Source organism: uncultured Capnocytophaga sp., from assembly GCF_937936315.1.
Taxonomy (GTDB): Bacteria; Bacteroidota; Bacteroidia; order Flavobacteriales; family Flavobacteriaceae; genus Capnocytophaga.
In genome coordinates, this window is record NZ_CALGWU010000033.1 from 18,409 (window position 1) to 44,466 (window position 26,058).

Annotated in this window: 21 protein-coding genes; 18 read left to right on the forward strand and 3 right to left on the reverse strand. The window is 39.4% G+C overall.

Annotated features, from left to right (window positions below):
• Positions 1-5 precede the first annotated feature (5 nt).
• The 3 genes from Q0162_RS06135 to rnpA form a co-directional block, all read right to left on the reverse strand.
• Positions 6-449 (reverse strand): energy transducer TonB, encoded by a 444-nt coding sequence (locus Q0162_RS06135; protein ID WP_297890431.1) that lies wholly within the window; start codon positions 447-449, stop codon positions 6-8.
• Between the two features lie 119 nt (positions 450-568).
• Positions 569-1,138 carry a phosphoribosylglycinamide formyltransferase gene (purN, locus tag Q0162_RS06140; RefSeq protein ID WP_297890433.1) on the reverse strand — a complete coding sequence of 190 codons (570 nt, stop codon included), beginning with the start codon at positions 1,136-1,138 and terminating at the stop codon, positions 569-571.
• A gap of 2 nt (positions 1,139-1,140) precedes the next feature.
• Complete coding sequence (gene rnpA / locus Q0162_RS06145) at positions 1,141-1,503, reverse strand: ribonuclease P protein component (RefSeq protein WP_297890435.1); 363 nt, start codon at positions 1,501-1,503, stop codon at positions 1,141-1,143.
• A gap of 486 nt (positions 1,504-1,989) precedes the next feature.
• Here rnpA and Q0162_RS06150 point away from each other — a divergent pair, with 486 nt between their 5' ends.
• The 18 genes from Q0162_RS06150 to Q0162_RS06235 all read left to right on the forward strand — a co-directional run bounded on the left by Q0162_RS06150 (position 1,990) and on the right by Q0162_RS06235 (position 25,771).
• Positions 1,990-5,334 (forward strand): SusC/RagA family TonB-linked outer membrane protein, encoded by a 3,345-nt coding sequence (locus tag Q0162_RS06150; RefSeq protein ID WP_297890436.1) that lies wholly within the window; start codon positions 1,990-1,992, stop codon positions 5,332-5,334.
• 13 nt (positions 5,335-5,347) lie between these two features.
• Positions 5,348-6,832, forward strand: coding sequence for a RagB/SusD family nutrient uptake outer membrane protein (locus tag Q0162_RS06155; protein WP_297890437.1), 1,485 nt, complete (start codon positions 5,348-5,350; stop codon positions 6,830-6,832).
• A 29-nt stretch (positions 6,833-6,861) separates the two neighbouring features.
• Complete coding sequence (locus Q0162_RS06160; RefSeq protein ID WP_297890439.1) at positions 6,862-7,701, forward strand: putative zinc-binding metallopeptidase; 840 nt, start codon at positions 6,862-6,864, stop codon at positions 7,699-7,701.
• 14 nt (positions 7,702-7,715) lie between these two features.
• Entirely contained in the window at positions 7,716-9,065 is a 1,350-nt protein-coding gene (locus Q0162_RS06165) for a DUF4302 domain-containing protein (RefSeq protein ID WP_297890440.1), read from the forward strand.
• Between the two features lie 15 nt (positions 9,066-9,080).
• Positions 9,081-9,995 (forward strand): leucine-rich repeat domain-containing protein, encoded by a 915-nt coding sequence (locus Q0162_RS06170; RefSeq protein ID WP_297890442.1) that lies wholly within the window; start codon positions 9,081-9,083, stop codon positions 9,993-9,995.
• A 21-nt stretch (positions 9,996-10,016) separates the two neighbouring features.
• Positions 10,017-11,345 carry a DUF4302 domain-containing protein gene (locus Q0162_RS06175; RefSeq protein WP_297890444.1) on the forward strand — a complete coding sequence of 443 codons (1,329 nt, stop codon included), beginning with the start codon at positions 10,017-10,019 and terminating at the stop codon, positions 11,343-11,345.
• A gap of 82 nt (positions 11,346-11,427) precedes the next feature.
• Positions 11,428-11,562 (forward strand): hypothetical protein, encoded by a 135-nt coding sequence (locus tag Q0162_RS06180; RefSeq protein WP_297890446.1) that lies wholly within the window; start codon positions 11,428-11,430, stop codon positions 11,560-11,562.
• Positions 11,563-11,589: 27 nt separating this feature from the next.
• A complete protein-coding gene (locus Q0162_RS06185) occupies positions 11,590-12,204 on the forward strand; it encodes a hypothetical protein (protein ID WP_297890448.1) in 615 nt (204 codons plus the stop codon).
• 13 nt (positions 12,205-12,217) lie between these two features.
• On the forward strand, positions 12,218-13,546 hold the full coding sequence (locus Q0162_RS06190; RefSeq protein ID WP_297890450.1) for a DUF4302 domain-containing protein: 1,329 nt from the start codon (positions 12,218-12,220) through the stop codon (positions 13,544-13,546).
• A 148-nt stretch (positions 13,547-13,694) separates the two neighbouring features.
• Complete coding sequence (locus Q0162_RS06195) at positions 13,695-14,111, forward strand: CBS domain-containing protein (RefSeq protein WP_297890452.1); 417 nt, start codon at positions 13,695-13,697, stop codon at positions 14,109-14,111.
• A 68-nt stretch (positions 14,112-14,179) separates the two neighbouring features.
• A complete protein-coding gene (locus Q0162_RS06200; RefSeq protein ID WP_297890454.1) occupies positions 14,180-15,130 on the forward strand; it encodes a PhoH family protein in 951 nt (316 codons plus the stop codon).
• A 300-nt stretch (positions 15,131-15,430) separates the two neighbouring features.
• Entirely contained in the window at positions 15,431-15,886 is a 456-nt protein-coding gene (gene rplM / locus Q0162_RS06205) for a 50S ribosomal protein L13 (RefSeq protein WP_095898375.1), read from the forward strand.
• Complete coding sequence (rpsI, locus tag Q0162_RS06210) at positions 15,886-16,272, forward strand: 30S ribosomal protein S9 (protein WP_297890458.1); 387 nt, start codon at positions 15,886-15,888, stop codon at positions 16,270-16,272. Before rplM ends, rpsI begins: the two co-directional genes overlap by 1 nt.
• 196 nt (positions 16,273-16,468) lie before the next feature.
• The gene (rpsB, locus tag Q0162_RS06215) at positions 16,469-17,194 is read left to right on the forward strand and encodes a 30S ribosomal protein S2 (RefSeq protein ID WP_297890460.1); all 726 of its coding nucleotides are present in this window, start codon (positions 16,469-16,471) and stop codon (positions 17,192-17,194) included.
• A 186-nt stretch (positions 17,195-17,380) separates the two neighbouring features.
• The gene (gene tsf / locus Q0162_RS06220; RefSeq protein ID WP_297890462.1) at positions 17,381-18,343 is read left to right on the forward strand and encodes a translation elongation factor Ts; all 963 of its coding nucleotides are present in this window, start codon (positions 17,381-17,383) and stop codon (positions 18,341-18,343) included.
• 118 nt (positions 18,344-18,461) lie between these two features.
• Positions 18,462-20,633 (forward strand): reprolysin-like metallopeptidase, encoded by a 2,172-nt coding sequence (locus Q0162_RS06225; protein WP_297890464.1) that lies wholly within the window; start codon positions 18,462-18,464, stop codon positions 20,631-20,633.
• Positions 20,634-20,929: 296 nt separating this feature from the next.
• Positions 20,930-23,647, forward strand: coding sequence for a TonB-dependent receptor (locus tag Q0162_RS06230; RefSeq protein ID WP_297890466.1), 2,718 nt, complete (start codon positions 20,930-20,932; stop codon positions 23,645-23,647).
• Positions 23,648-23,674: 27 nt separating this feature from the next.
• Positions 23,675-25,771, forward strand: coding sequence for a DUF5689 domain-containing protein (locus Q0162_RS06235; protein ID WP_297890468.1), 2,097 nt, complete (start codon positions 23,675-23,677; stop codon positions 25,769-25,771).
• Positions 25,772-26,058 lie beyond the last annotated feature (287 nt).

Genomic DNA, 26,058 nt, shown 5'->3' on the forward strand with positions numbered 1-26,058 from the left:
GTTAACTATTTCACTGCGTTCATTGAAAATTCTAATGGATAAACACCTTGAACAGCGATTTCGCGTCCTTGAGAGTTTTTAGCGGGAGCCATTTTAGGGAATTTTTCGAATATGCGTTTACCTTCAGCGGCTAAGATTGGGTCTCCATCTACTTTTTGAACGCTGAGGTTACCTTTTTTGTCTATTACGAAGTATACTTTGACAAGGCCTTCGATTTTTTTGTTGAGAGCTTCTTGAGGGTAAACGAATTTACTTACCACCCATTGGTCTATGCATTCTTCGAAATTGCCTTCTTTTGGGTTGTATACACTTTGGTAGTGCAAACAATAAGGTTTTTGTTTTACAACCGAAGTATTGTTTATATCAACAGCTTTGTTGTCTTGAGCTTGTGTAGTAGCAAAAACAGCTACTAATAAGATGCTTGTTACTAAGGTTTTAATTGCTTTCATTGTTAAAAAAAATATTTAGTTTTTAGTTATTATTTTTTAGCAGTTTCATATTAGTTTGTTCAAAGTACAGAGAGGTAGAGGGATTACCTAATTTCACAAAGGTACAACTTTTTTTTAAACTAGCAATTTTTCAGCCAATTCTCTATTACTTTAGGGAAATGTTCGTATTCTAAAAGGTGTATTTTTTCAGCTAAAGTATCGGGGGTATCGGAGGGTAATACTTTAGTTTTTGCTTGAAAGAGGATGTTGCCTTCGTCGTAATGTTCGTTTACGAAATGAATGGTGATGCCACTTTCGGTTTCGTTATTATTCACAACAGCTTGGTGTACGTGAGCGCCATACATTCCTTTACCGCCGTATTTTGGCAATAGAGATGGGTGAATATTGAGGATGCGGCTAGGGTAGGCAGCGATGAGATTCTCAGGCACTTTCCACAAAAATCCTGCTAAGACAATGAGGTCGGGTTGTTGTGTTTTGATCAGATCAAGGACTATATTTGTTTTGTAGAAGGCTTGTTTATCGAACACAAGAGAGGGAATTTCTAAGCGTTTGGCACGATCTAAGACTCCTGCTTGTGGATTGTTACATAGGATTAAGTTTACTTTTGCAGAACCTTTTTCGGAGAAATAGGTTGCGATGCGTTCGGCATTTGAGCCAGATCCAGAGGCAAATACGACGATTTTTTTCATAGTTAAATAGTCAAATTAGCAAATTGTAAAAGAGAAGTTTTTACGGATTTTTCTATTTCATTATATGTAGCTTTTCCTTTTCCTAAATAAATAAAAGCCAAGGCGTAGTGTTGTTTTTTTATGGGTAAAAGGTGTTTTTGCAAACGGTAAGCCTCTCGTAATCTACGTTTGAGTAAATTTCTATCTACGGCGCGTTTAAAAGAGCGTTTAGGTACGCTTATCAGTAATTGATAGGGTACTTTGAGAGTAGCGATAGGGGTGAACAACAAGCGTATGGGATAGGTAGTAAGGGCTTCGCCTTGAGCAAAAAGTTGTTGTATATGATCGCGTTTGCAGAGTTTTTCGGCTTTTTGGAAAGTATACATAGGGCAAAGGTACGAATAATTTATCAATAAACAAGTTTTTAGGGATAGGGGAGGGGAATAAGTAGTTAGTGATGTAGGATGTTTTTTTGATAAAAATTTTAAAATTGTTATATTCATCCAGAGGTTAAATTCTTAAAAAGTGTTAAAATTTAATTTGTTTTTAGGAGGATAAATAGTTTGTATGGAGTTTTTAATTTTCTGTTATTTTTCTTATATTATTGGTAATAAGCTGTTTATGTTTTAACAAAAGAGCTTAAAAAATTCATATTTTTTTAAGAGAATAATTATAGATTTTATATTGAATGTTAAAAAACATTGCAGATGTCTCAAATATTTAACAGTAAAGTTACAGATTTTTTAAAAAACATCTTTAAAGAAAAGTTTTTGCTTTCTTTTCTATTGTAGTAAAAAAAAATGCTATAAAAATTTGTCTTTATAATTTTTTTTTCTGAAAATTTGCAAAATAATTGACGTAATATAATAGCGATGAAAGAAAAATTGATGTACGCACTGTTATGTGCTGTGCTGTTTGTAGGCTATGCTTTTGCCCAAGAACACACCATAACAGGGGTAGTAAAAGATGATGCGGGCACTCCACTACCCGGTGCCTCTGTAGTAGTAAAAGGCACCACTCACGGGGTTGCTACAGATTTTGATGGTAAATACTCCATTAAAGTACCTAATAACAAGGTTATTCTTGTATTTTCTTCATTAGGTCTTAAAACAGTCGAACGTTCTGTAGGGGTTAACAAGGTAATCAATGTAACACTAGAAATGGAAGCGCAACAGCTCACTGGTGTAGTGGTTACAGGTTACCAAGAGTTTGACCGTTCTAAGTTTACGGGTAATGCCCAAACCCTCAAAGCCGACAATATTAAAATGGACGGTGTGGTGGACGTAGGTCGTATGATTGAAGGTCGTGCCGCAGGGGTAAACGTACAGAACATTTCAGGAACATTTGGTACATCTCCTAAAATTACTATTCGTGGGGGGTCATCTATCTTTGGTGATACCAAACCATTATGGGTAGTAGATGGTGCTGTACAAGAAGAGGTGGTGAATTTATCATTCGAGCAATTGGCTTCGGGTGATGCTTCTACCTTGGTGAGTTCGGCTATTTCTGGTATCAACGCGAATGATATTGAGAGCATCGAAATCCTCAAAGATGCTTCAGCCCTTTCTCTTTATGGTGCACGCGCTCTCAATGGTGCTGTGATTATCACTACTAAAAGTGGTAAACGCAATGTAAAGACTCAAGTAAGCTATCAATTAGAAGAGTCAGTGCGTATGATTCCTAATTACAATCAATACGATATAATGAACTCTCAAGAGTCTATGGGTATCTATCGTGAGTTAGAGGAAAAGGGTTATTTTTCACTTTCTTCATATACACAAGCGCGCTATGGAGGGGCTTATAATATAATGTATCGCGCTATTGATAGTTATAACCCTGCTACAGGTCGTTTTGGATTAGAAAATTCTGAAGCTGCTCGTATTGCTTTCTTGCGCAAATACGAATATGCTAATACCGATTGGTTTAAAACACTTTTCCGCCCTTCACTTACACAAAACCACACTGTGAGTCTTTCAGGAGGGGGAGAAAATGCCACTGTATATGCATCAGTAGGTTTCTTTGTAGACCCAGGATGGACAATTGCTGACCGTGTACATCGTGTAACTGGTAACCTCAAAACCACTTATAATCTTTCACAAAATGTGAAAATAGGGGTGCTTACTCAAGGGTCTATCCGTACCCAGAGAGCACCTGGTACTTTCAACCGCTCAGCCAATACTGTAAATGGTGGTTACGATCGTGATTTTGATATCAACCCTTTCAGCTATGCGCTCAACACTACTCGTGCTTTGCGTCCTTATGGTGATGATGGCAAATACGAATACTATAGTTTCAACTATGCTCCTATGAATATCCTCAACGAGCTTGGTAATAACTATATGGATTTGAATGTGCTTGAGTATAAAATTCAAGGAGACTTAGAAGTGAAATTAGCCAAAGGGCTTAAATACAATTTCCTCGGATCTGTACGCCACGTAAAGAGTTCCAACGAGCACTCTATGAGAGAAGATTCTAATGTAGTAGGGGCTTATCGTGCCAATCGTACAACTGTGATAGCTAAAGCTAACCCTTTCTTGTTTGAAGACCCTTCTGATCCTGATAAAGTACCTCAAGTAGTATTGCCTAATGGAGGTATCTATAAACTCACCGAAAATAACTTGCAAAGTTACTACTTCCGTAATGCTTTGGAGTTCAAACGTTTGTTTAAAGAAAAACATGACTTAAAAATGTTCTTAGGACAAGAATACCGCCATACGGACCGTGATAATCAGTTTTTCAATGGTTATGGTTATCAATTTGCGCGTGGAGGAACTGCTTTTACCGATTATCGTATTATCCAAAAAGCAATCCAAGAGAACTCACCTTATTTTGAAAAAGGATTCTCTAAAGAGCGTGGTATAGCTTTCTTCTTGCAAGGAACTTATACTTACGACAACCGCTATGTATTTGCTGGTACTGCCAATTATGAAGGTTCTAACCAATTGGGTAGAAGCCGTTCGGCTCGCTGGTTGCCTACTTGGAACGTGAGTGGTCGTTGGAATGCTTCTAATGAGAAATTTTTAGAAGGCAATAGCACTATCTCAAACCTCGCTTTCCGTGTGAGTTATGGTCTTATCGCCGGTTTAGGTGCTGCCAGCAACGCATTAGCAGTTTTCAAAAATGGAGTAGCTAACCGCTACAACATTGGTGATAGAGAAAATATTATTGAGATAGACGATCTCCAAAATATGGATCTCACTTGGGAAAAAGTGTATGAAACAAACTTAGGGGTAGAGCTTGGTTTGCTCAAAAACCGCATAACTCTTTCTATGGACTTGTACCAAAAGAATTCTAAAGATTTGATTGATGTGGTGCGTACTTCAGGTATTGGGGGACAATTTGTGAAATTAGCAAACAACGCTTCTATGGTTACCAAAGGTATAGAGCTTGCTTTAGATACTAAAAATATTAAAACTGATAACTTTAGCTGGAATACAGGTGTGAATTTTGCTTATTTCGACCAAAAAATTCAAAAACTTACTTATCGCCCTAATGTGTACAACTTAGTACGCGAAGTAGGAGGTAATGTGGAAGGTGGAGCTCGTAACACTTTATATTCTTATGATTTTAGAGGATTGAATGATAAAGGTTTGCCTCTCTTTAATCTACTCAATGGTAGCACTGATTTTGAAGATATCGATTTCCAACAAATTGACAATATCTTGAGTTATCTCAAAAAAGAAGGTGCTGTAGAGCCTAATATCACTGCAGGTCTTTCTAATACTTTCCGTTACAAAAACTGGGAACTCTCTGCACTTATCACTGCTCAAGCAGGTAATAAGATTCGCAAACCTTCTCAGTACGACTCAAACTACAATGACCTTAGTGTATTTCCTAAAGAAATGAAAAATCGTTGGGTTCATCCAGGTGATGAAAAGACTACTAATATTCCTGGTATCCCCGATAGAAGAACTGTGTATGAGATAGGCTCTAACATCCTACGCCGTGTGTACAACGCCTACAACTACTCTACTGAACGCGTAGTAGATGGTTCGTTTGTTCGTATGAAAAACATCTCTCTCTCTTACGCCTTCCCTAAGAATGTACTTGAACAGTTGAAAATAAATAACCTTACTTTGCGCTTACAGGCAGCTAATCCATTCCTTATCTATTCTGATAAAGAACTTAACGGTCAAGACCCTGAGTTCTTCCGTTCTGGAGGGGTAGCTTATCCAGTAACTGCTCAATATACCTTTACTATCAATCTAGGAATCTAAAAAACGTAAGTAAATGAAAAAATATATATATATACCTATAGTAGCATTTGTTTTGGGACTTTCCCTTAGCAGTTGCGATAAGTTCCTCGACGAGGTGCCTGATAAACGTACAGAGCTCGATTCATCCGAAAAAATACAAGAGCTTTTGGCGACTGCCTATCCAGATGCCTTTTACGGTGAGTTTTGTGAAACAATGAGTGATAACGCTGGTGATAAAACTAAACTCTCAGCAACTTCTGACCTCAATACTCAAATGTATTCTTGGGAAACTAACACCCAAAATAATACAAGGGATACCCCTCCTTACTATTTTTACGCAGCCTACCAAGCTATTGCTGCTGCTAACTACGCTTTAGAGGCTACCAACGAACTCAAAGGAGGTGCTGAAAACGATTACCTCAAAGGGGAAGCCTTAGTAGCTCGTGCTTATTCACACTTTATGTTAGGGCTCTTTTGGTGCAAACCTTTCAACCCTGCCACAGCAGCTACCGATTTAGGCTTGCCTTACGCTACCAAAGCCGAAAGAAAAGTGTTTGAAATCTATCGCCGTATATCAGTAAAAGATTATTACGATGCCATAGAAAAAGACTTGACCGAAGGTTTACCGCTTATTGATAATAGCAAGTATAGCAAGCCTAAATTCCACTTTACCAAAGAAGCAGCTCACGCTTTTGCCTCACGCTTCTACTTGGTAAAAGGTGATTGGGATAAGGTAATAGAACACGCTAATCAAGCCTTAGGGAATAACCCCGAAAATAAACTTCGCGATGTAAAAGGGCAACGTTCGCGCACCTATGCACAGCAACGCGCTCTTTACGCTGCTTCCGATGAACCTACTAACGTGTTGATAGCAGGCGCTTCATCAGTATACGGAAGGCATTTTGCTACTAATAAATACAGCTTGACCTTACAAAAATCCGAAGAAGTTTTTGGTTCGGATTCTCATCCTCTAGGAGTAGATTGGGCTTATACTATTTATGGAGGTGAAGATTATCGCAACTTTCCTAAATTCCAAGAGTATTTCAAATATACTAATATCTCGGCAGGAAATGGATATCCTTATAATATGGCAGTACTTATTTCTTATGACGAAGTATTCTTAAATCGTTTGGAAGCCTACCTAATGAAAGGTGAGAAAGCAAAATTCCTTACCGATTTGGTAACCTATTTGAAAAAGAAAACCTTACGCGACATCCCTAGTACTTTTGCATTGACCGAAGCCAATATGAACTCCCTTTATCAAAACAAAGGTACTGATTTCGACCCCGTTTACACTCTTTCTACCCAGCAACGCGAATGGTTACAAGCAGTAGTAGATGTGAGAAGAACCACTTTCGTGTTTGAAGGTTTGCGCTGGATAGACAACAAACGCCTCGGTATGAAAGTTGTACACGTAAAAGCTGGTCAAACAATGGAACTCACTAAAGACGACCCACGTCGTGAGTTACAAATCCCTGAAGACGCTATCTCTAACGGTATTACCGCCAACCCAAGATAGGTAACAATTAACATTCAAATGAGTAAGATATGAAAAAAATATATATCGCAGCAGTGTTGGCTCTATCGTTAGCTGCCTGCAACAACAAAGAAACCCTCAACCCAGAGAGTGTGATACAGCCTCGTGTAACGGCTCAAACCGCACTAGATACCTATATCTACAACAATTTCCAAAAACCTTACAACATCAGTGTAACTTATAACTATATTGATGCCGATTTTGAAATGGGTAAGTACTTCTATCCTCCTACAGAAGCCAAAGTGCAACCTATGCTCGAAATTGTAAAGAAAGTATGGATTGACTCTTATACTCAAGTGGCAGGACAAGACTTTATCAAAAGCGTTGCGCCACGCCAAATCTCTCTCATCGGGGGGTATAATATGAATAGTGATGGTACTATCACCCTTGGATTTGCCGATAGTGGTATGAAAATCACCCTTTTCAATGTAGACCAACTCGATGTAACCAAACACGATGCTACTCGCCAATATTTCCATACCATTCAGCACGAGTACTGCCATATCATCAACCAGAGAAAACCTTACTCTGAAGAGTATGGCAAAATCACCCCTTCAGACTATACAGCCAACTGGTATAACATTCAATTAGCTGATGCTAACAAAAAAGGGTTCATCACTCCATATTCTATGTTGAATGATATTGAGGACTTTGCCGAAATGACCTCAGGCATACTTAGTATGAGCAAAACCGATTGGGATGCTAAGGTAAATGCTATCCCTGAAGAGGGTAGAAATATTATTCGCAAAAAAGAAGAATTTGTGGTATCGTACTTTAAAAGTGAATGGAATATCGACCTTTATAAACTACAAGAAGTAGTAGAAAATCAAATGCTTTCTGTATTACAATAAATAGTTTCTTATCGATGAAAAAAATTATTTATATATTTATCGCAGTTTTAGGGTTCTTTGCTTGTCAAAAAAACGAACCTGATGACCTTTTTGGAGGTAAAACTCCTTCTCAGCGTTTTGAGCAAAACCAAAATGAATTGCGTACACAACTCACCACCCCTGAACAGGGATGGAAGTTTACCTATTTCACTGATAACAAAAAGTTTGGTGGTTTTACTTTCCTAATGAAATTTACCCCTGATGGTTTTGTATCTATGGCTTCTGATGTAAGTGCTACAGCTACCCCTTCTAGAAGTAAATATGAAATTAAATGGGGACAAGGCACTCTACTTTCCTTTACAACTAAAAACTATATCCACGAGCTCTCCGATAGCACAAAAGGAGAGACTGGAGTAGGTTTTAAAGGTGAATTTGAGTTTATCTATTTTGGTAAAGAAGGTAACAAACTCAAATTTAAAACCCAACGTAGAGATACTGAACAATTTGTATATTTCGAGCCTGCTACTACTCAAGATTGGAATGCAATCCAAAATCTCAGTGGAAGTGTAGATGCTTTAGAAGGTGATATTTTTAGACATTTCTTTAGAGTTACTAAAGATGGTGTGACAAAAGATTATAGCATGTCTCTATCTAACAGATTTTTAACGCTAAATTTTTCATCCGATCCTTCCCAAACACTCAAAACAGCTATCGTGCCCACCCAAGCAGGATTCTCTTTTGATCCTCCTTTAGTGATTGAAGGTAAAACTTTCACAGAGCTCACTTGGGATAACAATGCCTCTCCAGCACGTTACATCACTACTGTAGAGGGAGTTACTGCCGAAATACGTTTTGAATTGAGACCTTCTCAAGAACATATTTCTGATGATTATCAATCAGTACCAGCAACTATCAACAGATTCTTATTCTTGTCAAGAACACTATCTAATACACCTTTCACATCCGAAGGTTTTATAGATAATGTCATAAAAATAGATGAAAGCAATCTCTTCCCTTCTGTACTTATTTCGTTCAAAAGTAGTACCAAATGTGAAGTAGAAGTGCGTTACTTGTTTCCTAATCAACAATTCCAATCTCGACTTATCTTTGTACATAACTACGAAATAAAAGACAAACGTATTTATTTAAAAGATAGAACGAGTATTGATGGAACTAATTTAGACTTGTGGCAAGCTGCTGAAAACCAAAATATCTTGAGAAAAGCTTTAACAGCCCTCAATGGTATGGCTCTCTTAGGAAGTGAAGGTCTCTACATAAGAAAAGTAGCTAATAAATTCTATTATAACGATGACGTATATATAATTCAAAGTCATCGTATGCCTAATGTTTATTTCCCTACTTATGGATATTTTCAAAAAAATTAAACTAAAAAAAATACAATGAAAAAAATATTTATTTTACTCGTTACTATTCTTGCTGTAGCTTGCAGTAAAGATGATAATAACAACAATGGGGGAACTCCTCCTATTCAATATGATAATCTTAGTGTAGCAACCCAAACACTTTCGTTCACTACTCTTAGTAAGACCCAAACCCTCACCATTACAACGGGGTCTGGTAGCTATAGCGCAACAGTAGTAACTCCTATCGTGAATGTAAAGATAGTGACTAATACCTTAGTGATTACAAGTGTGGCAACAGGTACTACTACTATTACAGTAGTCGACACTAAAACCCAGCAAAAATCTGATATTCCAGTAATTGTAACATCTCTTTATACAGTAGATGCAAATGGTACTATCACACATTCCGATCGCCATAACTTTGCTGATGATACCGATTTCGTACTCTCAGATGTAAAAGCGGTAGCTGAAAGCGTTTTCAAAGGATTTGGAGAGTTTAGAAGTATCACTACTAATGGGGTAGAAAGTTTTGGAAAATTAGCCTTTGCTAGTTGTCAACAAGTAGAACAAATTACCCTTAAAGGAGTGAAAAACATAGGATTAGGCGCTTTTCAATTTAACTCATCTCTACAAACAGTTACCATCACAGGAGTAGAGAATGAAGAGTTGAATATTAACCAAGAAGCCTTTGCCTCTTGCGCCGAACTCAAAACAATACTACTTCCTGCACAAACTAAAAAAATAGATAAAAACGCTTTCTTACAATGCCGCCAAATAAAGGTAGTAAGATGTGCTGCAGTAGAACCTCCCACTGTATTCCGTACTACCTTCCCTAATTTGGTAGCAGGAATCGATAGAGTGTTGTATGTGCCAAAAGGAAGCAAAGAAAAATACGAAGCAGTGAATAACTGGAATAGTAAATTCAGTCGTATTGAAGAAACTGATTTTTAGAACACTTAAATTACATTTGCAATGAAAAAACTCCTCTTATTACCTATCATCGCTTTGGCTCTTTTCTCTTGCCAAAAAAACGAACCCGATGACCTTTTTGGAGGAAAAAACCCTTCTCAACGCTTTCAGCAAAATCAAACTGAATTGCGCCAGGCTCTCACCTCTGCTGAGCAAGGTTGGAAATTCGTATATTATACTAACGATAAAAAGTTCGGAGGTTTTACCTTCCTAATGAAATTTACTCCAGAAGGATTCGTAACCATGACTTCTGATGTAAATGCTACTGCTACTGCTACAACAAGTAAGTATGAAATTAAATGGGGACAAGGTGCTTTGCTTTCATTTACTACCAAAAACCAAATTCACGAACTCTCCGATAGCGCAAAAGGAGAGACTGGAGTAGGCTATGAGGGAAATTTTGAATTTATATACTTTGGTAAAGAAGGTAATAAACTTAAATTCAAAACACAACGTAAAGATACCGAGCAGTTTGTCTATTTTGAGCCCGCTACTGCGCAAGATTGGAATGCCATCAAAACCCTTAGTAGTAATATAAATACCTTAGAAAATAATATTGATAGCTATTACTTTACAGTAAGTACTACAGCAAGTGCTACAGGTTATGAAATGAAGTACGAAAATCGCTTTGTAACACTCACCTCTCTTGATGGTTCCAGCACCCAAAAAGCTTCTGTTTATGCTACCGAAACAGGAATTGGCTTCAAACCCGCACTTACTTTTGAAGGTAAAAACTTTACTGAACTTACTCGTGACAATAGCTCTACCCCTCCTACTTTTAAAGCTACTATAGATGGGGTAACAGCTCAAATAGCTTATTCATTAGTACCTCCTGAAGCCTTCATCACTGATGATTACAAAGATATAGACAACATGCGCCTATTCTTGATAGACCCTGCTTCGTTTAGAAAAGAAACTTCTGATCCTTTCTATAATGATATTCTCAAAATAGATGAAACTAAAGAATGGTATGTGTTTAGAATATCTTTCCAAACAGGAGGAAGATGCCAAATTCAAGTTGCATATGATTTCCAAGCCAATACTCCGTCTTATTATATTGTATCAACTACTTATGAACTAAAAAATAAACGTTTATATATTAGTAATAATGTATTGAGTGCAGGTTATGGCAATGCGGATTGGAACAACACTGAAAATGCAGCTATCAAAGCAAGAGCAACTGTAACAGCTGCTAAGTTTTTGGAAATAGCCTCAGATGGTTTATATATCAAAAAAACAAGCCGTCTATACGCTAGTAGATACCCAATTTATACAATCCAAAGTCATAACCACCCTACTTACTATAGTGAAGGTGCTACACTTAAAAGATAAAAATCATTTTACATCTCTGCCAAGGCAATGCCTCATATTATCTGTCTTGGCAGAGTTTTTTAAACTTCTAAATCCTAAACAAATGTATAAATATATCCTTATAGTAGCTGTAATCCTGTTCATTACTCATATTTTCTATGAGCCATCTATTTTAGGTATTATTGCCCTATTGCTACTTATTGCGCTATCTATTTGGAAAATAAAAGCCCATAACTAGCATTTAACCCCTTAAACCCCACACACAATGAAAAAGTTATTATTATCTCTGCTATTATGTGCTACTATTAGCGCTTTTAGCCAAGAAAAAGAAACTGCTAAAGATAGCATTCCGTATACTAAATGGTCTTGTGAATTTGATGCAGGCTTAGGGCTTGCCGAAATGGTGAGCAGTGATTTCCAAATGAGAGGTGATGTAATGCGCTTACAAATGCGAGTGCTCTACTCTCCTGAAAAAAACTTCCGCATCGAAATGGGGTTGGGAGTCAGTGAGTTTTCACAAGGCGGCTTTCAGCAAAGTGAAAGTAACTACGCAATGCTCAAAGTCTCTACCCTCGATGTACCCGTACGCTTAGCTGTGGTTACCCCTGTGAGTCCTAATATTGGTATTGTTACAGGTGCCGGACTTCATCTCAGCGTTCCTTTGTGGCGACAATTCAAAACTCAGGATGTGAATAACAAAGGTTGGATAGGAGGTACCGTCAACCTCGGGTATCACGCTTTTGCAGGAGTAGATTTATACGCTTCCGATCACAGTAAATTAGCGATTTTTGGAGAATTAGGAGGCTCTTTCTGGAACAAAGGCAACTACATTACTCGTTATCACGCTATTATCAATTTTAGTTATATTTATATGCTTTAATTCTCTATAAACAATGAAAAAAATCACCCTTCTTCTGCTCGCTATGAGCCTATCGTTCTGCTCTAAGAACGACGACCCCACCACAGGAAATGAACCTGTCAATCCAGCACAAAACCCCGCCCTAATAAAAGAGCTTATCGCTCCTCAAAACGGCTGGAAACTTACCTATATTTCCTCCGATGATTCCTTTGGAGGTTACAACTTCCTGATGAAGTTCGACGCTCAAGGCAAAGTGTCTATGCTCTCCGACCTCAGTGCTACAGCTACCCCCACTACTACTAGTTACAGCACCCAAGAAGAGGGGAGAGGCTTAGTACTCAGTTTTATAGGTAATAACCAAATCCACCTATTAGCCGATGCTCTACAAGGAGTTGTAGGTAATGCCCACACGGGAAAAGTCTATCAGTTTTTATATACCGGTAAGGAAGGCGACAAACTCAAATTCCAAAACTTGATCCTTAACAACAACTCTTCTATAGTGTTTGAACCCGCTACAGCCGAAGATTGGACACACACCCCTGATCTGTATAAAAATATCAATCCTCTAACTAGCGCCGCCGCTCACTATTACCTAAAAGTGAGCGCTGCTACGGGTACCTCCACTACCTATCCTATTGTGTTTACTAATAGAGTGTTATCACTGAAAAACACCCAAAGCAAAGTCGCTACTTTGGCAACCCAAAAAGGTATTGCTTTCAATCGCCCTTTTACTTTAGGCGGACAGTCTTTCACCGAGTTAGAACGTGTAGCGGGTAGTGTGCCTCCCGTGTATAAAGCAACCATCAATGGGGTTACTGCCGAATTGTTCTACTCATCAGTAGCTCCCGATTTCTTCAACGGAAATGATTATCAAGACGTCAATACATCTATCGATGGATTCGCCCTTATGAGCCAATATTTCAAAGATAATAAATATATGACCGAAGCCTTCTATGAAGATGTCTTGAAAGTCAATGCCTCTACCGACCTGTTTTTACTCAGAATAATGTTCGAAGGTAATGAAAATTGTAATATCCAAATAGGACATATTTTCCCCGAAAGTGGATTCTCTATCCTACAAATCAGTTGTAAGTATGAACTCAAAAACAAACGTTTGTACTTAAAAGATAGTGATAAAAACTTGAGCACTAGCGACCCCGATACTTGGGACGATGACAAAAATAAGGCTATCTTAGAACAAGCTCAACGCGCCTTAGGAAGTATCTATGACCTCGGCGTTCAAGGTTTTTATATCAAAAAAACAGATATGAAAGTACAACCTCAAGATGATAATCCTGTATATGTATTACAAAGCTACGAATTCCCTTTGTATGCTTTCCCTATTTGGGGTGTGCCTAAGTAACCTATAAAACAAGCTCTTAAATTGTGTTTCACAAGCCTCTATAACTCCTAAAAAACTAACGATTATTTTTTTGTTAGTTACAAAAAGTTTCGTATCTTTGCGGGTGAAATCAATAAACAAAAGCATTCACCTTAAAAACACAATTATTATGAGACAAAGAGTACCCGTATCACAAATTATGAGCAAGGAATTAGTAACCCTTACTCCCGATCAATCGCTCTATGAAGCCGAGCGATTATTCAAAAAACACCGTATCCGCCATATCCCAGTGGTAGAAGGTGATAAACTTATAGGCATTGTAAGCTATTCCGACCTCCTTCGTATCAGCTTTGCCGATATGACCGATGGCGAGGAAGAAGTAACCTCCGTAGTCTATGATATGTACACCATCCCGCAGATTATGGCTAAAACACCGCTTACGGTAACTGCTGACACCTCTATCAAAGAAGTAGCCGAAAACCTTGCCGCCCAAAGTTTCCACTCTATCCCTGTGGTAGATAACGGCAAACTCGTAGGACTTGTAACCACTACCGATTTGATCAAATACCTATTAGAACAATATTAAATTTAGATAAGAGGTAAGAGATAAGAAACGCAAACCCTTACCTCTTACCTCTTATCTTTTACCTGAATATGAATGAACTAACATTGGAACTTACCGATGTCAGCCCACAGGTTTTTTGTGGTGAGGACGAAAGTAATATCAAATACATCAAAACACTTTTTCCTAAACTGAAAATTGTCGCACGCGGCAGCAAGCTCATCGTTTTTGGCGAAGAACATCTGCTCAAAGATTTTCGAGAACAAATGGAAAAGCTTATTTCTTACACTTCCAAATACAACCGTTTAGACGAGCGCACTATCGATAATATTCTATCGGCATCTAGCCCCGAAACTACCGAAAAAGTACGCGAGGAAGATATCATTGTACACGGAGTGAATGGCAAGGTTATACGTCCACAAACTCAAAACCAAGTAAAATTGGTAAAAATGATGCGTAATAACGATATGGTATTTGCTGTTGGGCCTGCGGGTACCGGTAAAACCTATGTAGGGGTAGCCTTAGCTGTAAAAGCCCTCAAAGAAAAGCAAGTACGCCGCATCATCCTCACCCGTCCAGCCGTCGAAGCAGGCGAGAACCTCGGGTTCCTCCCTGGTGACCTCAAGGAAAAACTCGACCCCTATATGCAACCGCTGTACGATGCCTTGCGCGATATGATTCCCCACGAAAAACTCAATGCCTTTATTGAGGCAGGAATCATTGAGATTGCCCCCCTTGCCTTTATGCGCGGACGTACCCTCGACAACGCCTTTGTAATTCTCGATGAGGCACAGAACACCACCCACGCCCAGATGAAGATGTTCCTCACCCGTATGGGGCGCAATGCCAAGTTTATGATCACCGGTGACCCTGGGCAGATAGACCTCCCTCGCAAAGTCTCTTCCGGACTCAAAGAAGCAATGCTCATCCTCCAAAACGTACAAGGCATCGCCTTCCTCCACTTAGACGACAAAGACGTGGTGCGTCACCCACTGGTACGCAGCATCATCGAAGCCTACAAAACCATAGAAAACAACGAATAGTCGTAGCACAACAAGCAGTTATATTTATACCTAAATCTCAGAGCCTCTCCGAGTCCCTCTGAGATTTTCTACCCGTGCGGCTCGCACCCCCCCATTCTTTGCCCGTGCGGCTCGTACCTCTCTATAATTTGCTAATCACCTAATTTGCTAATTGCCAAATAATTACCTCTTACCTCTTACCTCTTACCTCACAAAAATTTTGCAGTTTCAAATATTTGTTGTAATTTTGCGCCCTAAAAATAAAAGTGTCGTTTGATGACACTATAAGGAATGTTTAATTTTTAATAAAAATCACAAAGAGTGGACACATTAAGCTACAAAACCATCTCTGCCAACAAAACCACTGCAAACAAAAAGTGGGTTTTGGTAGATGCTGACGGACAGACTTTGGGTCGCCTTGCCTCTAAAGTAGCAAAGCTACTTCGCGGTAAGTACAAACCCGATTTTACCCCTCACGTTGATTGTGGCGATAACGTAATCGTTATCAACGCCGAGAAAATCAACCTTACAGGGAACAAATGGGAAGATAAAACCTATCTTCGCCACACTGGTTACCCAGGAGGACAACGCACTACAGGAGTAAAACAACTCCTCGAAAAACACCCAGAACGTATCATCGAGAAAGCTGTAAAAGGTATGTTACCAAAAACAAAATTGGGTGCAGCAGTTTTACGTAATTTAAAAGTGTATGCAGGTACCGAGCACAAACAAGAAGCTCAACAACCTGTTACCATTAACTTAAACGATTTGAAATAATGGAAGTAATTCACACCATCGGTAGACGAAAAACCGCCGTAGCGCGTATCTACCTTAAAGCAGGTAACGGTACTATCACCGTAAACAAACGCGAACTCAACAATTATTTCACTACCCCTACATTGCAATACAAAGTAAAACAAGCCCTCAGCCTTGTAGGTGCTGAAGATGCTTACGATGTAAAAGTAAACGTGTATGGAGGTGGTATCACCGGTCAAGCCGAAGCCGTTCGTTTGGCTATCGCTCGCGCACTTTGCGAACTCAACACCGAAAACCGCGCAGTATTGAAACCTGAAGGGCTCCTCACTCGCGACCCTCGTATGGTTGAACGTAAAAAATTCGGTCAGAAAAAAGCCCGTAAGAGATTCCAATTCTCTAAACGTTAGTGTTAGTGAATATTTAATAGTTAAAGGAAAAGAGTTAAAAATGAATATTTATTCTTATCTCTTACCTCTTATCTCTTACCTAAAAAAACAATTTGCTCCTTAGTTTAGCATCCAAATGGCTCAGGCGGTTATCCCTTTTTTATAAAACCTCTCCAAGCTATTGCTAATATTAGGAACGTAAACTATTTAAAAAGAAATGGCAAATAACATAGAAATTAAAGATTTATTAGATGCAGGCGTACATTTCGGTCACCTTACCCGCAAATGGAATCCTAATATGGCTCCCTACATCTATATGGAACGCAACGGTATCCACGTAATCAACTTATACAAAACCGCTGCTAAAATTGAAGAGGCTGCCGAAGCCCTCAAAAAAATCGTAGCCTCTGGAAAAAAAGTCCTTTTCGTGGCTACCAAAAAACAAGCTAAAGACGTTGTTGCCGAAAAAGCAACTTCAGTAAAAATGCCTTACATCACCGAGCGTTGGCCTGGTGGTATGCTTACTAACTTCGTAACCATCCGTAAGGCTGTAAAGAAAATGTCGTCTATCGACAAAATGAAAAAAGACGGTACTTTCGATACCCTTTCAAAACGTGAAAAACTACACGTAGAACGTTTGCGCGAAAAACTCGAGAAAAACTTAGGATCTATCGCCGATATGTCTCGCCTTCCTGGTGCCCTATTTGTAGTAGATACACTCCGTGAACACATCGCTGTAAAAGAAGCGCAAAAATTAAACATTCCTATTTTTGCAATGGTAGATACAAACTCCGACCCTCGTGAGGTGGATTTTGCTATCCCTGCTAACGACGACGCTTCTAAAGCTATCGAAAAAGTACTTTCTTACATCACTGAAGCTGTAAACGAAGGTCTTTCTGGTAGAACTGCTGAAGCTAACAAAGAAGCTGAAGCAGCTGAATAAATCAAATAAGCTTTGACAAAGTCCCTAACTTTGTCAAAGCCTTAAAATTATTGATTAATCATCAACCTAAATTACATTAAAACAAATTACCTCGTTAATAATCACTTTTGAAGGTTGTCCCCCTTCGGGGGAACGGGGGCTTTTGTATCACGTGATTTAGAATTTAATCCCTAAACATTAATAAAAATGGCAAATATTACCGCCGCAGACGTAAATAAACTCCGCCAAGCTACCGGCGCAGGTATGATGGACTGTAAAGCTGCCCTCATCGAAGCCGAAGGCGATTTCGATAAAGCAATCGAAGTATTGCGCAAAAAAGGTCAAAAAGTAGCCGCTAAACGTGCCGACCGCGATTCTAAAGAAGGTGCTGCTATTGCTCAAGTAAACGCTAACCACACGGTAGGTGCTATCATCTCTCTTAACTGTGAGACCGACTTCGTAGCTAAAAACGCCGATTTCGTAGCCCTCGCTAAAGATTTAGCTGATCTTGCTCTTACTGTAAATAGCAAAGACGAACTTCTTGCCCTTAACTACAAAGGCATTACCGTAGCCGAAAAACTCCTCGAGCAAACTGGCGTTATCGGTGAGAAAATAGAACTCGGTGCTTTCGAAAAAGTTGAAGCGCCTTTCGTAGGTTCTTACATCCACCACGGTAACAAAATCGCTGCTATTGTAGGTCTTTCATCTGCTATCGCCGATGCTACCGAAGTAAGTAAAAACTTAGCAATGCAAATCGCTGCTATGGGTGCTGAAACCCTTTCTTACAAAGATTTCTCAACTGAGTACATCGCTAAAGAAACCGAAGCTCGCATCGCTATCATCGAAAAAGAAAACGAAGAGTTACACCGTTTGGGCAAACCCCTCAAACACGTACCTCAATACGTTTCACAAGCACAACTCACTCCTGAAGTATTAGCTAAAGCTGAAGCCGATGCTAAAGCTGAATTGAAAGCTGAAGGTAAACCAGAACAAATTTGGGATAAAATCCTTCCTGGTAAGATACAACGCTTCATCTCCGATAACACTACCCTCGACCAAGAGAAAGCTCTTCTCGACCAAGTGTACATCTACGACGAAAGCAAAAAAGTATCTGAGTTTGTAAAATCTAAAAACATAGAGATTACAGCTTTCAAACGCGTAGCCTTGTAATTTATACATTTAAATGACATACGTTAAAACTCCTCTTACTATCAAGTAGGGGGAGTTTTTCACTAACTACTAATAACTCATTGTATTACAACCTATTTCAAAACATTACCAAATTAAAATGAAACATATTATCTATTTATTCCTCTACCTCAGTTTCACCACTGCTCAAGCGCAATGGAACATTAGTCTTCCTAATGGTGAAACCCTTAACCTCGAATGGCAAGAACGCGAAAACTCTCAGCAAAATAAAGGCATTCACACTTTTGTAGGTTATAACCAAAACCAGTTTGTGGCTACTTTGGTAGTACATCCTAACAAGGAGGCTTCTGGTAGCTTGCAGTGGGGAGGAATTACCTACCAACTTTCAAGCTCACAGCAAGGTAAGCTATCAGCAAAAGAACGACTTCGCCACAACCCCAATGCAAAATGTGGCACTGATACGCACCCGCACAAGCCTCTTTTCCCATCTCCTCAAAACAGCCCTACTGCGCGCCCTATCACCACCACTACCTCTCTAATGCCTAACGACCCCGAGGGGATTCTCTATCTCTATCGCTTGGCAGTATTGGTGGATTACCACGATTTTGCCCATACTTTTGGCAGTGATATCACACAAGTAAAAGACTTTCTGCTCAACCTCGAAACCTTTCTCAACGAGGTATATGTACGCGATATAGGAGTGAAATTCAGTATTGTAGACGATAGCCAACTTATTATTCAAGAAGCTGCTAAGCAGTTGTACAATCAAAAATCACGACGAGATATCATCGAAAATTCTACTGAAAAAATCAACGAACTCATTGGCGATAAGCAGTATGACATAGGAATTGTGATTGCTCCTGGCACCGATGCTACCTTGTCAGGACTCGCTTTCTTTTCTGGAGGATTTCGTCTTGTAAGAAAAGGAGGGGCTTCGGCAATAGCCGAAAATGCAACCATTGCTCACGAAATCGGACACTTATTTGGTGCCGACCATACTTTTAAAAATGTTTATTCTGGCAATTCTCTCTATACAGAACCCAGCTACGGTCAATCACTAATGGGCTATAGCAACAATTTCCCCGATGGGGCTTTCTTTTCACTCCCTACCGCTTATCAAATACGCAATGGGATTGTCAATCGGTCTTATTTCAAAGATTCTCAGCGTACTCAGTTGGTAAACCGCAATGGAAATGATGTGAGTAATTTCAATTATGCTTATGGTATCAAAACCGAAAGCTCTTTCCCTACAATCGACCGCACTAAACTACAAGAAACCTATACCATTCCTAAAGATACTTATTTTCAATTCCATATCAAGGCGACAAGCCCTAGCAATCTCCCTATTTATTACACAGCACAACTCACCAGTAGGGCAGGAGTAAACGATCCTAAGTTCCTCACTCGTAAAGGTAAAACAGAAGGAAATCCCATCACTTTCCAAACACAGTACAGCGATTTAGGAGGCTTTATAGAGTATACACGTCCCAATGCAAAAGGAGAACACCTCTTTTGGGTGGCAACCTCTAATCCTGCGCCCCAACACTTTGTGAATTACGATATGCTAGCCGTAAAGGTGAACATCGCCGACGGTAAAACCTTTGCTATTACTAACGGAATGAACGACGAGTACCAAGGGGGTGATAAAATAACACTTCATTGGCAAGTAGACCCTAACTTCTTTGACCCCAATAGCAAAGTGCGCATCCTCCTTTCCGATGATTTCGGTAAAACCTTTAAATATACTTTGGTAGAAAACACCGAAAACGATGGTACTTGCGAGATTACACTTCCTAATATCGAGATAGGTACGGTAGAATGGGGCAAACAACCAAAAATCCCACTCCCCGCGGGGGTTATCAAAGTGGAAGTGATAGACCATATAGCTTTTGCTATTACCAATGTAGCACCATATAAAATATCTAATGGAAAAGCAGTGCCTAATGGAGGTTTTAAAATTAAAAAGAAAACAGAAACGCCCTCTCCTGCAGAAGATAGTAAACCACAACAAGAGCCAGAGAATAGCATTGTTATCTACAATGGTGTTTCTACTGAGAATACGAACAACTATTTCACAGTAGAAGGAGCAGATGATAATAGTCCTATTCACCTCCTCATTTTCGATGAAATGGGCTTAAAAGTATATGAAAATGAACATTATGGAAAAAACGGCGATTATTTCAGAGGCTATGCCAAAGCCAAAGGTTTTATAGGAAATAACAAAGCCCTTCACGGCACTTATTTCTATATCGTTCGTTACAGCAAGCACGGAAAAGAAGAACAGCAAAAAGGCTTTTTATATGTGAGATAATACGATCACCGTCAGGTGAAAAAGGTGTCCCTACACTTTTCTAAGATTCTCCAAGATTCTCCGAGCTTCTCCCCCTCATCACAACATCACTTTTTCAACCCCAATTTCGTGTAAATTCTTATTCCACAAACCCAGTTGCACAAATTTGTAAAATTTGAGTGCGATTTAAATTATTTCACTGATTGTTAAACGATTAATTATACCAAACCCACAATTAAATAATTTTATGATTTATTTTTGGCTGTTTCCTTTTATTATTGTACCTTTGTCTCCTAATACAAGAAATCAACCTTATTATGTTTAAGAAATTTTATTTGTTCATACTCTTGCTAATGTCAACTTCGGCATTTGCACAATGGCGAGTAGAAGGAACGGTGGTAGATGAACTGAGCAAAAAGCCATTAGAAGGTGTGAAAGTACACGTCAATGCTTCTGCTTGGCAAGTAACTACCAATGCAAAAGGAAAATATGCCCTCTCTCTTCCCAAAGGCGAATACCTTATCATCTATTCACTTAATGGGTATACCCGTCAAGAGCAATTAGTCTCTGTAGGAGGGGAAAAAATCACTCAGCAACTGCCTGAGGTGAGCCTAACAGCCGATGTAGTTCAAGAATCCGAACAAATGGCTGTCATCAACGAATCTGAACTCGAAGACGATGAGAGTAGCGCCGATGCTATGTCTGGACTCTTGCAAAGCTCTCAAGATGTGTTTATGCGACGTGCAGCCTTCGATTTTAGTTCTGCTTTCTTCAAACCTCGTGGTTACGATTCCAAAGATGTAACTGTGCTCATCAATGGGATTCCTATGAACCGATTTGAGAATGGTCGCGCCCAATGGAATAACTGGGGCGGTCTCAATGATGTTACTCGTAACCAAGAGTATAGCAATGGACTCTTAAAGTCTGATTACACTTTCGGGGGGCTAATGGGTTCTACTTATATCAACATTCGTCCATCTCTCAACCGCGCTGGGCTTCGCCTCACTTCTTCAGCAAGCAACCGCAGTTATACCGGTCGATTGATGGCTACTTATAACTCAGGCGTACTCCGCAATGGTTTATCCTTTATGGTTTCAGCCTCTCGTCGCTTTGCGCCTCAAGGCTCTTGGGTAGATGGTACGCTCTACAATGCCTATGCCTTCTCAGCGGCTGTAGAATACCAACTGAACGATCATAGCAGCTTCAACCTCCTCGGAATGTTCTCACCCGTGAAACGCGGCAAGAGTTCGCCCCTTACTCGCGAAGCTCTCGATTTATTTGGTTACCAATACAATCCTTATTGGGGCAGACAGATGGGCGACAAACGTAACTCTCGCAACCGCGTTATCTCCGAACCTATCTTTGTCCTATCCTATAACTACTTGAAAAACAATACCCGTTTGAATATCGACTTAGGTTATCAATTCGGCGAAATTGGCAATACCCGCATTGCTTATGCCAATGCCCAAAACCCAGAACCTAACTACTATAAAAATATGCCAAGTTATTACCTGAATCAAAATTCAGGTCCCGATTTTGCAATGGCGGAGGAACAAAAGAACTACGTCTTAGCCAACTCTCAACTCAATTGGGAAAATTTGTATTATGCAAACTATAACAATACCGATAAACACAGTACTTTTATAGTGAGCAATGATATCAACCGCGAACGTACTCTTTCAGCCAATGTGAATTTTGCAATGCCTATTCACGATTTTATCAAATGGACATCAGGGGTTGTATACCGCAATATCTCTTCCGATAACTTTGCCGAAATCAACGATTTGCTAGGAGGTCAGTACTTTATGAACTACGATTACTTCGAGAACAAACCCTACGATGCCAATGAGGCAGATATGAAAAAACAAAAAGGCGATAAATGGAATTACTTCTATAGCCTAAAAAGTAATGTAGCTGAGGCTTTCTCTCAATTAGAATTTACTTTCAAAAAAGCCGAACTCTTCATTGCAGGTCGTTACCACTACACCGATGTACAGCGTGAAGGGAAATTCAACTATCCTCTATACAGCGATTCGTATGGCAAAGGGGCAATGCAAGTGCAAAATGGGGTGAGTACCAAAGCAGGAATTACTTATGCTCTCACTGGTCGCCACCTCTTGCAACTCAATGTAGGCTATTTCAACACCCCACAATCCTTGCGCAATATCTATGCAAATATACGCAATTCTAATCGCTTGTTGCCTAACCTCAAAAACGAATTGGCTTATAGTGCCGATGCAAGCTACATCTTCCGTATGCCTTACCTCAAAGGTCGCCTCACTGGCTTCTTTACCGAGATAGAAAATACTGCCGAAACTAACTTTTTCTATACCGAAACCGCTATTACCGATGAAATCGATAAAGACTTTGTAGCTCAAACTGTAGACGGTATCCAAAAACGCCACTTCGGATTAGAATTCGGCGCTGAAGCTCAATTGCACCCCACTGTAAAACTTACGGCTGCTGCTGCTATAGGGCAATACACTTATATTAATAATCCATCGCTCTACATTTCAGCGGGAGATGTAAATAAAGCTATCGACGAGGTGAAAATGAAAAATTACCACGTACCAAGCGGCCCTCAACAAGCCTATTCATTAGGCTTAGAATACCGCAATCCTAAATATTGGTGGGTAGGAGCAACAGCCAACTTCTTAGCACAAAACTACGTATCGCTATCTGCTCTCAACCGCACCTCTCAGTTCTTTATAGACCCCGCTACCAAAGCACCTTACTCTAATATCGACCTCGATAAAGCTCGTCAGCTCCTCAAACAAGAACGCTTAGACGATGTATTCTTAGTGAACCTCGTAGGAGGAAAATCTTGGCGCGTAAAGAAAACCTATATCAACCTAATGGCAAGTGTGAACAACCTCTTCAATACCAAATTCCTTTCAGGAGGCTTTGAACAATCACGTACAGCCAACTATGGCAGAATGCTCCAAGATAACGCCCAAGGAGTTCCTTCTTTCGGTAATCGATATTTCGTAGGATATGGACGAACCTATATGATCAATTTAGCAGTAAGCCTTTAATAAATAGACAATTAATTTAACAATAATATGAAATTAAACGCTTTAAAACCCACAGCAATAGCCCTCTTGTCGCTATTCGCAATTACATCGTGTGTAAAAGACGACGATTATGAAATCCCTGACCCAAACGGGAAAAAACCTCTACCTTCTTTTAGCGGACAAATAGTAACTTTTGATGTCCCTACTGCACAAGCTACTAATACAATAGCTACTTATGGCGCTGATGATGCTATCGAAGGCTATGTAATCTCTAGCGATGAAGCTGGTAACTTCTTCAAAAAAATCTATATCCAAAACGAAGACAAAACTAAAGCGGTTACTATAGCTATCAACAAAACCGGACTCGCTTCCGAGTTCCCTATCGGAACAAAAGTACAATTGCGCCTAAAAGGACTTTCTTTCCATACTAATAATGGAGGAGTAGACTTCGGATACGGAATTTACCAAGGAAAAAATAATAAAACTTCCGTAGAACAAATGTCTGAAGCTATCTACAAAAAACACCTATTCGATATAGGGGGCACTCGCAAAACCCTTGCAGAACTCTCTAAAACAGGAACTTCTATAAGTACTTTAAAGGTAGAAAATAATGTAAACCAACTCATCACCCTTAAAGGCGTACACTTCAAAACTACCGATGTCGGTAAAACACTACATCTAGCTACTAACGATAAATTTAATGGTACCGATTATACCCTTACAGATGCACAAGGTAATACTATCCCATTTAGAACTAGCAAATATGCAAAATTCAAAGATGAGAAAATCCCCGCTGGTAATTTAGATGTCACTGGTGTACTTACTAAATATGGACAAAATTGGCAGTTTATGATCAATAGCTATACCGATATAGTAGTAACTGGAACCTCTACAGCTACTCAAACTACTACTACCCAAACCATAGAAGCCAACACCGCTACCGCTGCTATCTTCGAAGATGGTAAAACAATCTCCCTACATGGAACTATTATAACCAAAGCTGGTAGAGCTCATTTCCGCCTTAGTGACGGCACTTTAATACAAGTATACCCCGCTAAAGACGTCTCCAACGAAGTAAAAGAAAAATTAGCTACCGAAGGATATGAAGTTACTGTAAAAGGAGTGTTAGGCGAATTTAAAGGAACTAAGCAAATACAACCCGCTGCCGATGCCGATGTAACCTTTGGAACTGCCCCTGCTGCCCCTACTTATCAAACCTTAAACGCCTCTACAGCTACCATGGCTAACTATGCCGATGGTAAATACGTCAAATTGCACGGAACAATCACGGTAGAAGGTACTGGTAAAAACGCTAAATCTTATATCCTCCTAAGCGATAATACTAAAATACAACTATATGCAGCCAACATAGGAAGCATCTCTAAAGATAAACAAGATAAACTAAAAACTTCAGGACAACAAGTAACTATTGCAGGTAAGTTCGAAAACTACACCGATGCCAAAGGCAATACCATCCACGAACTCATCTATGTAAAAGATAATGATGTTGTTTTAGGCAATGCTGGCGCTCCTCAACCCAGTACAACCATAGAAGCCAACACCGCTACCGCTGCTATCTTCGAAGATGGTAAAACAATCTCCCTACATGGAACTATTATAACCAAAGCTGGTAGAGCTCATTTCCGCCTTAGTGACGGCACTTTAATACAAGTATACCCCGCTAAAGACGTCTCCAACGAAGTAAAAGAAAAATTAGCTACCGAAGGATATGAAGTTACTGTAAAAGGAGTGTTAGGCGAATTTAAAGGAACTAAGCAAATACAACCCGCTGCCGATGCCGATGTAACCTTTGGAACTGCCCCTGCTGCCCCTACTTATCAAACCTTAAACGCCTCTACAGCTACCATGGCTAACTATGCCGATGGTAAATACGTCAAATTGCACGGAACAATCACGGTAGAAGGTACTGGTAAAAACGCTAAATCTTATATCCTCCTAAGCGATAATACTAAAATACAACTATATGCAGCCAACATAGGAAGCATCTCTAAAGATAAACAAGATAAACTAAAAACTTCAGGACAACAAGTAACTATTGCAGGTAAGTTCGAAAACTACACCGATGCCAAAGGAAATACGATCCATGAACTTATATATGTAAAAGATAGCGACGTAGAATTATAAAAAACGTTTTTCATTGTCACATAAACAAAGAGTGAGTCCCTTAAAAAGGCTCACTCTTTTTATTTCCCAATCCCATTCCTACCCCCCCCGCCCAACTCGCCCCCCTTTCCGGTTAGTCCCTTTTGGGAGTTTCAGCGATAGTTCACCTCTTGGTATATACACGGCAATAGCCGCGTAAGAGAGTTTGGAGTTATCTTATATTTATTATTTATTTAGATTTTCAGAGTTTTCATCAAAAAATATTTCACTCATTATCAACGCATTATAAAAAACTTTCAAAAAAAGTT

Bases quoted from the DNA above. Each gene is read 5' to 3' on its own strand.
- Q0162_RS06170 (WP_297890442.1), top strand. From the start codon at position 9,081: ATGAAAAAAATATTTATTTTACTCGTTACTATTCTTGCTGTAGCTTGC.
- Q0162_RS06225 (WP_297890464.1), top strand. From the start codon at position 18,462: ATGAAACATATTATCTATTTATTCCTCTACCTCAGTTTCACCACTGCT.
- Q0162_RS06185 (WP_297890448.1), top strand. From the start codon at position 11,590: ATGAAAAAGTTATTATTATCTCTGCTATTATGTGCTACTATTAGCGCT.
- Q0162_RS06160 (WP_297890439.1), top strand. From the start codon at position 6,862: ATGAAAAAAATATATATCGCAGCAGTGTTGGCTCTATCGTTAGCTGCC.
- rnpA (WP_297890435.1), bottom strand. From the start codon at position 1,503: ATGTATACTTTCCAAAAAGCCGAAAAACTCTGCAAACGCGATCATATA.
- Q0162_RS06175 (WP_297890444.1), top strand. From the start codon at position 10,017: ATGAAAAAACTCCTCTTATTACCTATCATCGCTTTGGCTCTTTTCTCT.
- Q0162_RS06195 (WP_297890452.1), top strand. From the start codon at position 13,695: ATGAGACAAAGAGTACCCGTATCACAAATTATGAGCAAGGAATTAGTA.
- Q0162_RS06135 (WP_297890431.1), bottom strand. From the start codon at position 449: ATGAAAGCAATTAAAACCTTAGTAACAAGCATCTTATTAGTAGCTGTT.
- Q0162_RS06235 (WP_297890468.1), top strand. From the start codon at position 23,675: ATGAAATTAAACGCTTTAAAACCCACAGCAATAGCCCTCTTGTCGCTA.
- Q0162_RS06190 (WP_297890450.1), top strand. From the start codon at position 12,218: ATGAAAAAAATCACCCTTCTTCTGCTCGCTATGAGCCTATCGTTCTGC.
- Q0162_RS06165 (WP_297890440.1), top strand. From the start codon at position 7,716: ATGAAAAAAATTATTTATATATTTATCGCAGTTTTAGGGTTCTTTGCT.
- Q0162_RS06155 (WP_297890437.1), top strand. From the start codon at position 5,348: ATGAAAAAATATATATATATACCTATAGTAGCATTTGTTTTGGGACTT.
- Q0162_RS06230 (WP_297890466.1), top strand. From the start codon at position 20,930: ATGTTTAAGAAATTTTATTTGTTCATACTCTTGCTAATGTCAACTTCG.
- Q0162_RS06150 (WP_297890436.1), top strand. From the start codon at position 1,990: ATGAAAGAAAAATTGATGTACGCACTGTTATGTGCTGTGCTGTTTGTA.
- rpsB (WP_297890460.1), top strand. From the start codon at position 16,469: ATGGCAAATAACATAGAAATTAAAGATTTATTAGATGCAGGCGTACAT.
- purN (WP_297890433.1), bottom strand. From the start codon at position 1,138: ATGAAAAAAATCGTCGTATTTGCCTCTGGATCTGGCTCAAATGCCGAA.
- tsf (WP_297890462.1), top strand. From the start codon at position 17,381: ATGGCAAATATTACCGCCGCAGACGTAAATAAACTCCGCCAAGCTACC.
- Q0162_RS06180 (WP_297890446.1), top strand. From the start codon at position 11,428: ATGTATAAATATATCCTTATAGTAGCTGTAATCCTGTTCATTACTCAT.
- Q0162_RS06200 (WP_297890454.1), top strand. From the start codon at position 14,180: ATGAATGAACTAACATTGGAACTTACCGATGTCAGCCCACAGGTTTTT.
- rpsI (WP_297890458.1), top strand. From the start codon at position 15,886: ATGGAAGTAATTCACACCATCGGTAGACGAAAAACCGCCGTAGCGCGT.